At 70.9% G+C, this 14,971-nt stretch carries 14 protein-coding genes; 9 read left to right on the top strand and 5 right to left on the bottom strand.

Going from position 1 to position 14,971, the window contains the following annotated elements; genetic code table 11:
- Window positions 1-21: 21 nt before the first annotated feature.
- The 3 genes from B4V04_RS11805 to B4V04_RS11795 all read left to right on the top strand — a co-directional run bounded on the left by B4V04_RS11805 (window position 22) and on the right by B4V04_RS11795 (window position 4,509).
- A complete protein-coding gene (locus tag B4V04_RS11805; protein ID WP_498232456.1) occupies window positions 22-1,296 on the top strand; it encodes a TIGR00341 family protein in 1,275 nt (424 codons plus the stop codon).
- 158 nt (window positions 1,297-1,454) lie between these two features.
- A complete protein-coding gene (locus tag B4V04_RS11800; protein ID WP_498231850.1) occupies window positions 1,455-3,650 on the top strand; it encodes a formate/nitrite transporter family protein in 2,196 nt (731 codons plus the stop codon).
- Window positions 3,651-3,741: 91 nt separating this feature from the next.
- Complete coding sequence (locus tag B4V04_RS11795) at window positions 3,742-4,509, top strand: SIMPL domain-containing protein (RefSeq protein WP_498231848.1); 768 nt, start codon at window positions 3,742-3,744, stop codon at window positions 4,507-4,509.
- 24 nt (window positions 4,510-4,533) lie between these two features.
- Here B4V04_RS11795 and B4V04_RS11790 read toward each other — a convergent pair whose 3' ends face one another.
- Window positions 4,534-5,733, bottom strand: a complete 1,200-nt coding sequence (locus B4V04_RS11790; protein ID WP_498231846.1) for a multicopper oxidase domain-containing protein — start codon at window positions 5,731-5,733, stop codon at window positions 4,534-4,536.
- A 153-nt stretch (window positions 5,734-5,886) separates the two neighbouring features.
- Between B4V04_RS11790 and B4V04_RS11785 the strand changes: the two genes are divergently transcribed.
- Window positions 5,887-6,477, top strand: a complete 591-nt coding sequence (locus tag B4V04_RS11785) for a YfcE family phosphodiesterase (protein ID WP_498231844.1) — start codon at window positions 5,887-5,889, stop codon at window positions 6,475-6,477.
- A gap of 86 nt (window positions 6,478-6,563) precedes the next feature.
- Window positions 6,564-7,382 carry a hypothetical protein gene (locus tag B4V04_RS11780; RefSeq protein ID WP_498231842.1) on the top strand — a complete coding sequence of 273 codons (819 nt, stop codon included), beginning with the start codon at window positions 6,564-6,566 and terminating at the stop codon, window positions 7,380-7,382.
- Between the two features lie 4 nt (window positions 7,383-7,386).
- On the opposite strand, the gene B4V04_RS11775 is transcribed toward B4V04_RS11780, so the two are convergent.
- Window positions 7,387-8,991 (bottom strand): sensor histidine kinase, encoded by a 1,605-nt coding sequence (locus B4V04_RS11775; protein WP_498231840.1) that lies wholly within the window; start codon window positions 8,989-8,991, stop codon window positions 7,387-7,389.
- Between the two features lie 11 nt (window positions 8,992-9,002).
- Complete coding sequence (locus tag B4V04_RS11770; protein WP_498231838.1) at window positions 9,003-9,818, bottom strand: DUF5806 family protein; 816 nt, start codon at window positions 9,816-9,818, stop codon at window positions 9,003-9,005.
- A 112-nt stretch (window positions 9,819-9,930) separates the two neighbouring features.
- On the opposite strand from B4V04_RS11770, the gene B4V04_RS11765 reads away from it, so the two are divergent.
- From B4V04_RS11765 to B4V04_RS11750, 4 genes are all read left to right on the top strand, one after another.
- A complete protein-coding gene (locus tag B4V04_RS11765; protein WP_498231836.1) occupies window positions 9,931-10,299 on the top strand; it encodes a universal stress protein in 369 nt (122 codons plus the stop codon).
- On the top strand, window positions 10,296-10,850 hold the full coding sequence (locus B4V04_RS11760) for a GNAT family N-acetyltransferase (RefSeq protein ID WP_498231834.1): 555 nt from the start codon (window positions 10,296-10,298) through the stop codon (window positions 10,848-10,850). The genes B4V04_RS11765 and B4V04_RS11760 overlap by 4 nt, the downstream gene beginning before the upstream one ends.
- 93 nt (window positions 10,851-10,943) lie before the next feature.
- Entirely contained in the window at window positions 10,944-11,567 is a 624-nt protein-coding gene (locus tag B4V04_RS11755; RefSeq protein ID WP_498231832.1) for an adenylate kinase, read from the top strand.
- 99 nt (window positions 11,568-11,666) lie between these two features.
- Entirely contained in the window at window positions 11,667-12,584 is a 918-nt protein-coding gene (locus B4V04_RS11750) for a DUF106 domain-containing protein (RefSeq protein ID WP_498231830.1), read from the top strand.
- 58 nt (window positions 12,585-12,642) lie between these two features.
- Here B4V04_RS11750 and B4V04_RS11745 read toward each other — a convergent pair whose 3' ends face one another.
- Complete coding sequence (locus B4V04_RS11745) at window positions 12,643-13,350, bottom strand: DUF2238 domain-containing protein (RefSeq protein WP_498231828.1); 708 nt, start codon at window positions 13,348-13,350, stop codon at window positions 12,643-12,645.
- A 215-nt stretch (window positions 13,351-13,565) separates the two neighbouring features.
- A complete protein-coding gene (locus tag B4V04_RS11740; protein WP_498231826.1) occupies window positions 13,566-14,876 on the bottom strand; it encodes a carboxylate--amine ligase in 1,311 nt (436 codons plus the stop codon).
- Window positions 14,877-14,971 lie beyond the last annotated feature (95 nt).

Raw genomic sequence — 14,971 nt, 5'->3', positions numbered from 1 at the left:
ACCGTGCGACTCGTTCAGGTCATGATCCCGGCGGGGAAGCGCGCGGCCGTGGTCCGGGCGCTCGACGAGGAGGGGGTCGACTACGTCGTCACCGACGAGACGAGCGGGCGCGAGTACACCGCGGTCGCGACGTTCCCCCTCCCCACCGCCGCGGTCGAGCCCGTCCTCGAACGCCTCCGCGAGGCGGGGATCGACGAGAGCACCTACACCGTCATCGTCGCCGCCGAGACCGTCATCTCCCGACGGTTCGAGGCGCTCGAAGCGGAGTACGCCGAGGAGTCCGAGCACGGGAGCGACCGGATCTCCCGCGAGGAGCTGCAGGCGAAGGCGGACAACCTCGCCTCCGGGCTCGGGACCTACGTGCTGATGACCGTCATCTCGGCGGTGATCGCGACCGCCGGCCTCCTGCTCGACTCGCCGGCGACCGTCGTGGGGTCGATGGTGATCGCCCCCCTGATCGGCCCCGCGATGTCGGCCGCCATCGGCACCGTCGTCGACGACGAGGAGATGTTCCGGCGCGGCGTGCGGATGCAGGTGCTCGGCGTCGTCGTCGCGGTGGGGGCCGCGACGCTGTTCGCGTTCGCGATCCGGTCCCTGGCGCTCGTTCCCCCCGGGATCGACCCGCTCGACCTCGCCGAGGTCTCCGAGCGGCTCGCCCCGAACGTCCTGGTGCTGGTCGTGGCGATCGGCGCCGGCGTCGCCGGGATCGTCTCGCTGATGACGGGCGTCTCCGCGACGCTCGTCGGCGTGATGATCGCGGTGGCGCTCATCCCGCCGGCGGCCGCCGTCGGGATCGGGATCGCCTTTCAGATCCCCCGGCTCGTGATCGGCGCGGGCGTGATCGTCGCGGTGAACGTCCTCTCGATCAACCTCTCGGCGCTGGTGGTGCTGTGGTACGAGGGGTACCGGCCCCAGCGGTGGTTCCGCGAGGACGACGCGCGCTCGGCGTTCGTGAAACGCGTCGCGGTCCTCGTCGCCGCCATCGCGGTGCTGTCGGTGTTTCTCGGCGGGGTCACGTACGACTCGTACGTCGCCTCGACGACCGAGTCCGACGTCCGGACCGCCGTCGTCGACGAGCTGGCCGCGATGGACGCCGGGATGGAGCTGATCGAACTCGAGGTCGAGCGCGGCGGAACGGTCCCGCCCCTCGACACCGAGCGCGTGGTGGTCACGGTCGGGACGCCCCCGGGAAGCGACGTCGAGGGGGTCGCCGAGGCGCTCGACCGCCGGATCGAGGCGACGATCCGGGAGGAGGTGCGGGTGGAACTGCGGCTCGTGACGGTCGAGCGCGCCTGATCCGGCGCCGCGTCGGCGTACCGACCGACCGGCCCCGTTTCTCGACGAATGGGCAAAAATATCGGATCGATCTCGGATAGAATGCCGGGATCGGCGGTTTCACCGGCACATGCCGAAAGTGGAAGTACTTTTTAACGCGGCCCGAGTGCCATAGCACAGTGACCGATTCGAAACGGCCCGACGACGACTCGATACGCGAGGTCGTCGAGCGCTCCCAGAGCGGAGCGCCGGCGGTCGGCGAGGCGGTCCGAGACCGCTTCTCGTCGGACGAGGTGTTCCAGCGGATCGTCGCCGCCGCGGACGAGGAGGTGACCTCCGGCGGACGCGAACTGTTCTTCAGCGGCGTCGCCGCGGGGTTGGCGATCACGATCACGTTCATGCTGTACGTCTCGCTGACCGCCGCCACCGACACCCACCCGATCCTGAGCGTCCTCCTCTACCCGCTCGGGTTCGTCTACATCATCATCGGGGGGTACCAGCTGTACACCGAGAACACGCTGCCGCCGGTGGCGCTGACCCTGGAACGGCTCGCCAGCCTCCCGACGCTGTTGCGCCACTGGGGGATCGTCCTCGCCGGGAACTTCACGGGGGGCGCGTTCGGCGCGGTCGTGCTCTCGTACGGCGGCGTCTTCTCCGAGGAGGGCGTCGTCGACGCCGCGATCTACATCTCGACGGGCGGGCTCGACGTCGGCTTCTGGCCGCTCTTCTTCAAGGCCGCGATGGCGGGTCTCATCGTCGCCGGCGTCGTCTGGGTCGGCTTCGCCTCCACCAACTCCGTCACCCGCCTGCTCGTCGTCTACCTCGCGTTCCTCGCGATCCCGCTCGGAAACCTCTACCACGTCGTGGTCTCGTTCACCGAGGTGCTGTACCTGCTGTTCGCGCAGCAGCTCGGGCTGTACACCGGCGGGATCACCCTCGCCGGCGGGCTCGGCGGCTTCGTCCTCCCGGTCCTCCTGGGCAACACCATCGGCGGTGTGGTGCTCGTCACGATCGTGAACTACTTCCAGACCAGCGAGGAGCGGTTAGAGGAGGCGCGCTTCGAGGGGATGACCCGCCGGCTGACGGTGCCCGAGTGGGTGCTCGGCCGGGCCGCGGGGCGCTCGTACGTCCCCATCCTGGACGCCACGGAGGCGACGCTGTTCGCCAACGAGGGCCACCGGATCATGGTCCCGATCACGAACCCGCGGACCGACGGGCCGATCGTCGAGCTCGCGAGCCGGCTCGCGAGCGACCACGAGGACGGGCTCGTCCACATCGTCCACGTCGTGCAGGCGCCGGAGCGGATGTCGCTGTCGGCCGGCGCGGGCCGGATCGCCGACGTCTCCGAGGAGGGAATGGCCGGCCTCCGCGACACCGCCGAGGGGTACGACGTCGACGTCTCCACGTCGACCGTCGTCTCGCACCGCTCGTTCGAGGAGGTGTTCAACATGGCCCGCCGGACCCGCCCGGAGGCCGTGCTGATGGGCTGGGGCGAGGACCAGCTGTGGAGCGCCGCCCGCGCGGAGCGCCCGATCGACGAGCTCACCAACCAGCTCCCCTGCGACTTCCTCATCCTGAGCGAGAGCGACCTCGACACCTCGAAGGTGCTCCTCCCCACCTCCGGGGGGCCGGACTCGGCGCTCGGCGCGGAGGTCGCGAGCGTGCTCTCGCGGACCGCCGGCGCCGAGGTGACGGTGCTACACGTCGTCGACGGTCCGGAGAACCGCGCCGCGGGCGAGGGGTTCCTCGCCAACTGGGCGAGCGAGCACGGCCTCGCGGAGGCGAGGACGATCGTCGACGACGGCGGCGACGTCGAGGGCGCGATCGCGCGAGAGGCCGCGAACAACACCCTCGTGATCATCGGGGCGACCGAGAAGGGGCTCCTCTCCCGACTCGTCTCGAACTCGCTGCACTTGGACGTGATCAACGACGTGGACGCCTCGGTGCTGCTCGCCGAGCGCCCCAGCAGCCGCTCGATCCGCGAGCGGCTGTTCGGCTCGGGGCGACGGGTCTCCGGCCCGCCGGACGGCGGGGTCGAGCGCGACCCCGACGCGTCGCAAGGGGCCGGGCTCTCCGGCCCCGACGACTCCGGCCCCGCGCCGCTCGCGGTCAGCGGCTCGGACGACGGGGGAGACGCCGACGACGAGGAGTTCACGGCGGAGGAAACCGACGACGAGCCGGCCGAGCCGGCGGTGATCACCGACCACGAGGACCCTGACGAGAGCGACGTCGACGAGGGCGACGACGAGGACAACGGTGGGGGAGAGGGTCCCCCGCCGGAGCGGTCGGTCGTCACCGATCACGAGGACCCGGACGACGATGACGCCGACGGGGAGACGGACGGCGCGGAAGACGAGACGGACGACAGGGCGTGATCGACCGCGACGCGGGACGACGCGTCCGATAGCGCAAACGGCTCTTTGTCTCACCGGCGACTTATTGTGCGTCCCCGGCGACGACCCGGGTATGGATCGAAAACTGGCGACCGCGGCCGGGCTCGTGCTGCTCGTCGCGCTGGCGGGCTGTGCGGGGCTCCCCGGCTCGACCGGAGAGGCGGGGACCGCCGCGAACGCGGCCCCGGGCGAGGAACCGGCGCTCGACAGGAGCATCGAGGTGACCGCGGACGGCGAGGCCACCGCCCAGCCGGACCGCGCCACGGTCCGCGTGGCGGTGACCGCGACGGGCGACGACTCGGCGGCGGTCCGCGACGAGCTCTCCGCCGCGGACGAGTCGCTCCGGGCGGCGCTGACCGACTGGGGGCTCACCGAGGACGACATCCGGACGGAGCGGTACGACGTGCGCGAGTCCTACGAGACCAGAGAGAATCCGGATCGCACGACGTACCAGGGCGTCCATAGCTACGCGCTGACGATCGACGACGTGGACGCGGTCGGCGAGGTCATCGACGTCGCGATCGACGGGGGCGCCGACGAGGTGGAGCGGATCGAGTTCGGGCTGAGCGAGGAGCGCGAACGCGAGGTGCGCGCGGCGGCCATCGAGAACGCGATGGCGAACGCCGACGACGACGCGGCCGTGCTCGCGAACTCGAGCGGGCTCGAGGTCACCGGCGCGTACCGCGTCTCCACCGCGGACGCCGGCGTGACGCCGTACCGGATCGCCGAGAGCGCGATGGCCGGGGGCGGAGACGGCGGCGACGCCGCGACCGGGGTCGAGACCGGCGACGTGAGCGTTCGCGTCAGCGTCAACGTCGTCTACGGCGCGGAACAGGTCTGAGACGCCCCCGAACCGACTCTCTCCTCAGGCCTCGTAGCCGGCCATCTCCATCACGGACGCGAACTGTTCGGTGTCCGTGACGCTCTCGTACACCATCCCGCCGATCATCCCGCCGGGGTAGGTGTCGCCGTTCATCGCGTGGTTCACCTTGTGGCAGTGGAGCGCGTACACGCCGGGATCGGCGTCGGCGGTGAACTCGATCGTCTTCCGCTCGGCGGGCGCGATCGGGATCACGTCCTCGCGATGGCGCGTGGACTCCGGGATGACGCCGCCGTCCTTCTCGACGACGGTGAAGCCGTGGTTGTGGGTGTGCATCGCGTGCGACTCGTAGCCGGCGTTGACGTAGTGGATCCGCACCCGGTCACCCTCCTCGACGATCAGCGGCGACCCCTGCTCGGGGTGGAAGGTGTACGGCGCGGAGCGGCCGTTGACGGTGAACGCGTCCGGGTTGCGGTCGCGGTGGCTGAAGTCGACGTCGCCGCCGGCCGTCGAGGCCGAGAGGCGCGTGTCCCAGTCTTTGATCGTCATGAACGCCTCCTTGTCGGGGGCCTCGTACCCCTCCGGGTCGACGCGGAGGATCCCGTACATCCCCATGTCGAGGTGGTTCTGCGTCTGGTAGTGGCAGTGGTAGAAGTGCGTCCCGGGCTGGTTCGCGGTGATCTCGTAGGTGTGCTCCTCGCCCGGCGCGACCTGCTGGCCGGTCGTCGTCGGGACGCCGTCGTCCATCCAGCTCTTCGAGAGCCCGTGGACGTGGAACGTGTGCGGCCGGTTGTGCTCCGAGTTGTCGTAGGTGATCTCCATGTCGGTCCCCTCGGTCACGCGGAGCAGCGGGCCGGGGACGCTGGGGTCCGTGTCCGGCGTCTGCCACGCCCAGACCTCGGGCAGCTCCCACGGGCCGCCCTTCGTCTCGTCGCCGAGCAGCTGGTGGCGACACGGCGTCGTGGACACCGTGACCGCGCCGTCCGTCTCGTCGAGGTCGATGGTCGTCCGCGGGGTCGTGTACGGGTGGTCCGTCTCCACGGCGGTGGCGTCGCTCCCGGACCACTCCGCGACCTGTTCGGCCGCTGCCTCGCCGCCGCCGGCCGCGTTCTCCGCGGCCGCAGTGCTCTCGGCCCGCGGGGCACCGCAGCCGGCGATCCCGACCGTCCCCAGCGCCGCGGCCGCCGAGAGGAACCCGCGTCTGGAAGCCGTGCGTCGACCGGTTTCGTCTCCGTCTCTCGTCATGGCCGAACATGAACGGCGAATCGGCTTAAAAAGGAAACCGGATCTACGGATCGTGAGAACGCGGTCTCCGGTCGGTTCATTTATATATCACCGAGCATCCGCGAGCCGTCGGCCGACATTTATTGTCGCGGGACGCCACCGTCGACGCGACCAATGCGCGTCGGTATCGTCTCCGACACCCACGACGACCTCGCCGCCGTCGAGGCGGCCGTAGCGCTGTTCGACCGCGAGGGCGTCGACGCCGTCGTCCACTGCGGCGACTTCGTCGCCCCCTTCTCCGTGACGCCCTTCGACATCGGTGGCGACGGCCCCGACGCCGGCTTCGACTTCCACGCCGTCCGCGGCAACAACGACGGGGAGTGGGCGGTGCAGTCGACCGTCGCGGCGTTCGGCACCTACCACGGCGAGGCCGGGGTCCTCTCGTTCGGGGGCGGCGGGGACGGCGGGAGCACGGACGCCGACCCCGCCGCGGCCGCCGTCGACGTCGCGGTCACCCACGGGACGAGCGGCGTCGTCGTCGACGCCCTCGTCGACTGCGGCGACTACGACTACGTGTTCCACGGCCACACCCACGCGCACGGCGTCGAGGAGCGCGACGGGACGGTCCGGGTGAATCCCGGCGGCCTGCCCATCCCGGTCGAGGGCGCCGACGACGTCTTCCGCGTCGCGGTCCTCGATGTCGGGGCGGACGCCGACGGGGCGACCGGCGCCGACGCGGTGACGCACCACGCGCTCGACGTGTGAGCGCTGGCCCCCGACGCCGCGAGCGAGACGCAAACGGGCGCTTGTCCCATCGAGGACCTTTTGAGGTGTCAGCCGAAGAAGGTGTTATGGACAGACGCGCGCTCCTCGTCGCGGCGGGCGGCGCGGCGAGCGCCCTCGCCGGCTGCGCCGACCTCGTCACGCTCGGCGACCCGACCGTCGCCGAGCGCGCCCTCCCCGAGCGGCCCGCGGACCTCTCGCCCGAGTCGGTCGCGGCGTACGTCGCCGAGTACGAGGAGGTCCGCGCGCACAACCGACACGCGAGGGAGGGGGCGACCGAGGTGACCGTCGACGCCGTCGCGACGTTCGACCACGCCTCGGGCGACGAGCGCTTCGCGACCGCCCAGCACGCTGGCACGGCCTACTACGAGGAGGACGGCGCCCGGTCGGTGGGGGAGCTGTACGGCCGCCCGGTGCCGTATCTGGTCGCCCCCGACAGAACGCTCCGGATGCCGGTGGAGCGGCGGCGGGTCGGAACCGGTGCGGCCGACCGCCCGCCGGACGAGACGGCGTCGCCGCCGCTCGGGGTCCGGCTGTGCAACGTCACCGGCGAGCCGCGCGAGTTCGCGGTGACGGTCGACCGGCGGAGCGCGCCGGACGAGCCGGACGCGGGAGGCGGCGTCGGCGACGAGATCACCGACGAGAGCGACGATCCGGTCCTCTCGGCGACGGTCGAGCTCGACCCGGAGAGCGCCGTGGAGCTCTTGGAGATCACCGGCGTCCGCGGCGGCTACCGCGTCGTCGCCAGCATGGAGGACGACGGCGTCACCGGACAGGGCCGGATCGAGGTCGGGCTGCCGAGCGCCGACCGCGGCCCCAACGTCGACGTCGTGGTCGGTGAGAGCGGCGTCTCCGCGTGGCACCTCCCCTCCTTCGAGGGGATCTGAGCGGTCAGTCGGCGGCGTCGTCGCTGATACTGTCGGTGTCGCCGTCAGCGTCGTCGGCCGGAACGTCGCCGGCGTCCGCCGCCTCGATCCCGCGGAACTCGAAGCGCGCGCCGCCGTCCTCCGCGTCGACGAGTTCGAGCGACCAGCCGTGCGCCTCGGCCACCTCCGCGACGATCTTCAGGCCGAAGCCGGTCCCGTCCCGGTCGGTCGACACGCCCGCGTCGAACGCGTCCTCGCGCACCGACTCGGGGACTCCAGGGCCGTCGTCGGAGACGTAGAAGCCGACCGTCCCGTCCGCGTCGTCGAGCGCGCCAACCTCGACGCGGACGTCCGGACCGGCGTGAGCGACCGCGTTGGCGAACAGGTTCTCCAGGGCCTGTCGGAGCCGGCTCCCGTCCGCGCGCAGCGCGAGGTCGTCGCCGACGACCAGTTCGGCGGCCGCCGTGTCGACGTTCGCCCAGCACTCCTCGGCCAGCGCCGCGAGGGACACCGCCTCGGTCTCGTCGAGCGCGGTGCCCTGTCTGGCGAGAGTGAGCATGTCCTCGACGAGCGCGTCCATCCGGTCGAGCGAGCGCGCGACGGCGTCGAGCTCGGGCGGAGCGCCTCCCTCCTCCTCCTCCAGCCGGGCGCGGACCAGTTCGAGGTTGCCGGCCGCGACGTTGAGTGGGTTCCGGAGGTCGTGGGAGACGAGGCCGGCGAACTCCTCGAGCCGGTCGCGCTCGCGGGCGACCTCGTCCTCGCGGGCCCGGAGCTGTCGCTCGCGCTCGATCCGGACGAACACCATCGTCACGGTCGCGGCCCAGATCCGCGCGACCGCGAGGTCGGAGTCGTCGAACGCGTCGGGCTCGGTGGCGCCGACGTTGATGACCCCGTAGCGACCGAGCGGGAGCACGAGCTCGCTCCGGATCGGCGAGTCGGGGTTGTACCGGTCCGGGTCCGTCTCCGTGTCGGCGACGTACTCCGGCTCCCCCGACTCGAACACCTGCCAAGAGATGCTCCGCTCGCCGGCCGAGAAGACGGGGTGCTCGCCCACGACCTCTTCGGCCGCGTCGGTCCACACGAGCGGCTCGAGCGCGTCCCGGTCTTCGTCGTACAGCCAGATCCCCGCGATCGGGTGGCCGAGCACCTCTTCGACGTAGTCGACGGCGGCCGCCGCGGCGACCTCGCGATCGGTCGTCTTCAGGAGGTCCTGCGTCGCCTCGTGGAGCGCCTCCAGCGTCCGCGTCCGGCGGCGGATCTCGGCCTGCTGTGCCCGCCGCTCGCGCACGTCGACGACGGTGACGACGAGGTACGTCTCGCCCCCCTGCTCGAACGGGCCGAGGCTGACCGTGACGGGGATCTCGGCGCCGTCCCGCCGCCGCGCCGTCAGGTCGAGGCTCGCGGCCATGGACCGCGGCTCGGGGTCGGCGACGTGGCCGTAGAGTTCGGCGCCGGCCGAGCCGCCGGCCGCGTCGTAGAGCAGTCGCTCGACGTCGGTCCCCTCCAGCTCCGCCGGTCGATGGCCGAACACGGCCTCGACGCGGGGGTTGCCGGCGCGGACGACGCCGTCGGTGTCCACGATCAGCACCGGGTCCGGAACGCCGCCGAGCGCCTCCGGGAATCGCTCCATTCGCTTCCCCCCTACTCCTCGGCCGGCTCGTGGACGTGCCCGCATTCGGGGCACCGGACCTCCTCGCCGCGGAGGCCGGCCGAGGAGGCGCGCACCTCGCGCATCACCTCGCTGATCTTGTCCTCGGCCTCCAGCTCGTCGGCGACGGCCAGGTCGACCCCCTCGACCTCCAGGAGGAACTTCGCGACCTCCGTCACCTCGTACATCATCTCGTCTAAGTCCTCGGCGGTGAAGAAGCCGGACATCGCGCCGTAGAGGAACGTCGCGCCCGCCTTCGTCACCTTCTCCTCGAAGGAGTAGCGCGCCTGGTTGACCGCCTGCGGCGTGTACGTGTCAGTCATGAAGGGGACGAGCTCCGGGAGGTTCTCGCCGATCTTCGTCATCTCCACGCCCGTCTCGGTGCGGAAGTCGGCGCAGAGCCGCGCGATCGCCCACTCCCGGGCCGTGACGTACGTCCGGTCGCGGAGGAACTCGTTGACGCGCTCGTAGCGGGCGCCGTCCATCTTCTTGAACCGCTCGTACTTGCGGACCTCCGGCGGGACGTCGGCGTCGGTCTCGCCGGCGTTCGCGGCGTCGTCGGTCGCCTCGGAAGCGTCCGTGGCGTCGCCGTCGGCGGTCGGCTCGGCACCGTCGGCCGCGCCGTCGGCGGTACCGCTGTCGGCTTCGGCGTCGACCTCGCCGGGAGAGACGTCGCCGTCGGGCGCGTCGGTCGGCGGGGACGACCCGTCGAAAGACCCCGCAGCCCCCTCGTCGTCGGTCGGCGACTCACTCGCGCGGTCCGACCCCGCGTCGGCGTCGTCCGACGCGGAATCGGGCTGGTCGTTCATGTCGTTACCAATCTGACCCCCGAACAAAAGGGTTGCCGCTGGGAGCGGCGGCGCGGCGCCGGACCGCGCCCGCGGAGATCCATTTTTGTACCGTCGTGTGGACGTGCGTCGTATGAAGGTGCTCTGCGGGATCGGCGGCAGCGACGACTCGTTCCGCGCGCTCGATCGGACCGTCGAGCGGGCGGCGGTCGCGAACGACGACCTCACGGTGGCCGTGGTCGACAACGAGGACTCGGAGGTCGCCCCCGAGGAACTGGTGCGCCGGGCCCGAGACGCGATCGACGACGCGGGGATCGACGCCGACGTGAGACGGGTCGAGGGCGATCCCGGGAGCCGGTTGGTGGAGATCGCCGAGACGGAGGAGTTCGAGGAGATCGTCCTCGGCGGGGGGCACACGAGCCCGATGGGGAAGATCACGATCGGACCGATCGCCGAGTTCGTCCTGTTGAACGCCAAGACATCGGTCACGCTGGTCAGATGAGCGACCGACGCTACCCGGACGCGGTCGCCGACGAGTTCCCCGTCCCTCCCACCGAGTTCACCGATCGGGAGGACCGGACCGTCGAGGTCAGACCGTACGAGGGCACCGAAGGCGCCTACGAGTCGCTCGTCGCGATGTACGACGCCTTCGACCCGGCCGACCGCGCGCAGGGGATCCCCCCCGGCGGGGAGGAGCGCATCCGGGAGTGGCTGGACGCGATCCTCGGCGACGACTGCTACAACGTGATCGCGTGGTGCGGCGACGAGGTCGCCGGCCACGCGACGCTGGTGCCCGACGGCGACGCCTACGAGCTGGCGATCTTCGTCCACCAGGAGTACCAGCGCGCCGGGATCGGCACCCACCTCATCCGCGGGCTGCTCGGCCACGGGCAGGCCGAGGGGGTCCGGAAGGTGTGGCTCACCGTCGAGCGGTGGAACCGCGCGGCCGTCTCGCTGTACAAGAAGATCGGCTTCGAGACCTCCGACGCCGAGAGCTTCGAGCTGGAGATGGGGCTCCGGCTGAACGAGGGCGAGGGGGGCGACGGGGCGTAGCGCCGCCGCCGCGCCCGCGGGGCGACCGCCTCCCGGCGCCCCTCGCTCGCCGGGATCTTCAAGCCTTTACGTGCGGCGGGCGAGCGCTCCGGTATGAGTCACCGAATTCTTCTGCTGGGGGCGCCCGGCGCCGGAAAGGGGACGCAGAGCGCGAAGCTCGCCGAGGAGTACGGCGTCGAGCACGTCACGACCGGCGACGCGCTCCGCGCGAACAAGGACATGGAGACGGAGTACGGGACGCCGCGCTCGTTCATGGAGGCGGGCGAGCTCGTCCCCGACCCGGTCGTCAACGAGATCGTCGAGGCCGCGCTAGAGGAGGCCGACGGGTTCGTGCTCGACGGCTACCCGCGCAACCTCGAACAGGCCGAGTACCTCTCCGAGATCACCGACCTCGACGCCGTGATCTACCTCGCCGTCGACGAGGAGGTGCTCGTCGACCGGCTCACCGGCCGCCGGGTGTGCGACGACTGCGGCGCGAACTTCCACGTCGACTTCCAACCCCCCGAGGAGGCGGGCGTCTGCGACGAGTGCGGCGGCGAGCTGATCCAGCGCGAGGACGACACCGAGGAGACCGCCCGCGAGCGGCTCCAGGTGTTCTACGACAACACCGAGCCCGTGGTCGACCACTTCCGCGACGAGGGGGTCCTCGTCGAGGTCGACGGCGAGGCGACGCCGGACGAGGTCTTCGACCGGATCCGCGACGTCGTCGAGGCGTAAGGAGAACGCGCCCCCTCGGAGAGGACCGCGTTCCCCCGAGGGCGACCCGCGCCGGCGATCCTACAAGGTTCTTAACCGTCGACCGCTAACCGACCGATAATGAGCAAGGTCGAACGGAGAGTCCGCTCGCTCGTCAACGAGGACGGCGAGATGCGGGACGCCCTGGAGGTCGTCTTGGACCGCGCCACCGACGGCGAGGTCCAGTGGGTCGACGTCCGCGACGAGATCACCAGCGGCCAGTGGGGCCGCCTCATCGAGAAGGAGATCCTCGTCGACGGCGAGCGCGGCTTCGCGCTGGCCGACCCCGACGGGATCGAGGCGGGGATGACCAGTGACGGCGGGGACGGCGGGGGCGGCGGCAGCGACGTCGAGACACCGGAGACGACGTCGTGGACGAAGTGGGACAAGCTCGCCGCCGTCGCGACCGTCGGCGCCTTCGTCGGGTACGCCGTCGGCCCCGTCCGGGACACGATCGCGGGGGCGATCGACGTCGTCCTCGGCCCGCTGCTGAACGTCGTGCCCTTCTACGTCGTCATCATGGTGATCGCGCTCGGGACCGGGATGTACTCCACGCTGCTCCGCGCGGGGCTCATGGACATGGAGAAGATGAGCCAGTACCAGGAGCGGATGCAGGACATCCAGGAGCGGCGCAAGGAGGCGAAGGAGCGCGACGACGACGCGGCGTTAGACGCCATCCAGGAGGAGCAGATGGACGCGATGGGCGACCAGCTCGGGATGTTCAAAGAGCAGTTCCGCCCGATGGTGTGGATCATGTTCCTCACCATCCCGGCGTTCCTGTGGATGTTCTGGGTGATCGGCTACCGCGGCTCCGACTCCGCGTACCCGGAGATCGCGGCCCAGGAGCTGGTCGTGCCGCTCGCCGGGACCGTCACGTGGGACACGGGCATCGTCGGCCCGATCCAGATGTGGATCCTCTGGTACTTCCTCTGCTCGATGGCGTTCACCCAGCTCGTCCAGAAGAGCCTCAACATCCAGATGTCGCCGTCGACGTCGTAATTCCGCGTTCGACGCGCTATCTGTATCGGGGGCCGCGGATTTCAACGGCGCCGACTCTTCATTCGGTATCGGTTGCGGCGTTTCGAACCGCCTCGAGAGCGAGTCCAAGAGCGAGTGCGCCGACGAACAGAAGGACGGTTCCCCCGACGACGGCCGTTTCGGCGATCCGTGGGATCTGCGCTACGACCGACACGAATACCCGGACGTCGAGCGCGACCACGGCGACGGCGCCGACCCCGTTGAACGCCATGTCGAGAGCCGTATCGCGTAGCCCGTAGTATTCGAGCACCGGCGGTCTGTCGATGTACTCGCCGAGTTCGCGGGCGGCCAGTTCCACGAGCTCCCAGACGACGCCTGCGCCGAGCGTGAACAGGAGGGTGAAAAGGACCGCGTAGGGGCCCGTGACGTGCGATCCGAGCGCGGCCGGGGTCTGGAGGGTCGCGTAGACGAGTGCTGCGACGAGAGCGGCGGAGACGGTGTGTGTGAGATGGTCCCACCACGAAACGGTGTCGTACCATCCCAGCATCCCCAGCATATGGAGGAAGCCCGCGACGGCGATCCACGCGGAGAGCGCGGGGCCGAACGCGACGTCAGCCCCGCCGCTGAACGCGATCGCGAATTCGGTGAGCGTCGGAAGGGCGGCGACGGCGAGGGACGCGATCCCGTTCACGACCGCTTGTAGGTTCCGAGACAGCAACCCGATCAGGACCGTTCCGAAGATCCCCGCCAAGAGGCCGTAGAACACGGGTTGCAGAACGTTCGTCATGAGATGGCGGGCGGGAGTGTGGTGCAGTGGTCGTCGTGTCCGGGGGCTCCTCGCAGTCGGCTCACGCTCTCGTCGGAGGGAGTGGCTCTTGGATCAGGGCGTGCGGTAATGGTCTCTTCGATGTGGCAGCGCGACCGCATGCGCTCAGACGCGTAGCCCGCGGAGATATCGAGCGGGGCTTCACTACCCGCAACAGCGGGATAACCGCCGACCGCTCAACAGGAGCAGTAGTAGTCGCGGTCGACGAACTCCGTCTCGAACAGCTTCGCGGCCGGGCCGGGGTCGGTGGGCCGATAGACCCCGGTCGTCAGGCCGCCCTCGCGCTCGAACGCGCCGGAGACGAGCCGCCGCCAGTCGGCGGGCGACAGCTGGTCCCAGAAGGCGTCGTCGCCCGCTAAAAGCGAGAGGTAGTCCCGGAGGTACACCCACCGGGTCGGCTCCACGCCCTCGGACTCGTACTCCGCGTCGGTGACCGCGGCGTAGGCGGCCATCGGGAGGTTCGCCCCCGCGGCGACGGGCATCGAGATCCACTTCCACGGGCGGGTGTTGACGTCCAGCAGGAGGAACTCCCCGCGGTCGGCGTCGTAGACGAACTCCGACTCGCTGATCCCGTGGTAGCCGGCGTCGTCGAGCACCGCGAGCGCGCGCTCCCGGATCGCCGGCTCGTCGGCCGTCTCGACCAGACAGGAGGTGCCGAACTGTCGAGGGTACCGGACCGCGGCGTTGCCCACGACCCCGAGCGCGTCGTCGGTCCCCGACGGCGGCACGTAGGAGGCCAGCGAGTGGTCCCGTCCGGTCGCGATGTCGACGCGCTTCTGGGCCATCACGGCGATCCCCTCGTCGCTCGCGGCCGCCACCACGTCGGCGAACTCCCCGCGGTCGGCGACCTCGATCACGTTGGTGCCGAACGCCTCCTCGAAGTCGCGCTTGAGCTCGGGTTTCACCACCAGCGGGAAATCGAGCGCCTCGGCGGCCTCCTCGACCGTCGCGTCCGGCTCGCGCGTCGCCGCGTCGGCGGTCTCTTCCAGCCGGTACGTCTCGGGGTACGGCACGCCGAGCGCCTCGCAGGTCGCGTACAGTTCCGACTTGTTCAACACGTCGTCGAGCGTGTCGATCCCGGCGAACGGGAGCCGGACGCCCTCGGGGTCGGCCTCGGCGTACGCCAGCGCCCACTCGTCCATGCAGCCGAACGCGACCGCCTCGGTCCCGGCGGCGTCGACGATCGCCTCCACGTCCTCGCGGAACCCGTCGAGGTCGTCGAGGGGGTAGGTGACCGCGCCCGCGAAGTCGACCGCGTCCGAGGGCGGGGCGAGGCCGTCGTGGGGGACCGCGGCGGCGTCGCCGCCGTCCCCGCCCCCGTCGTCGACGCGGTCGAGCGCGATCACGGGCACGCCGTGGGCGTCGAGCGCGCGGGCGACGCCGAGTCCGGTCACGTGGGCGTTGCTGACGAGGGCCGGCGGGCGGTCGAACGGGGCGTCCGCGAGCGCCTCGACGAGCGCCTCGGTCGAGAGGAACTGCGCTTCCATACCCGGCGTTGGCCGTCGGGACACAAAGGCGCACCAGTATCGGCCCCGCGTGCCACTACCGGTGACGCAACGCGCTTTTGGTCTCGCCGCGCCTC

This window comes from Halorubrum sp. B52, assembly GCF_059752555.1.
The sequence above is the reverse complement of the archived record's forward strand: the minus strand, read 5'-3'. Positions and strand labels throughout refer to the sequence as shown.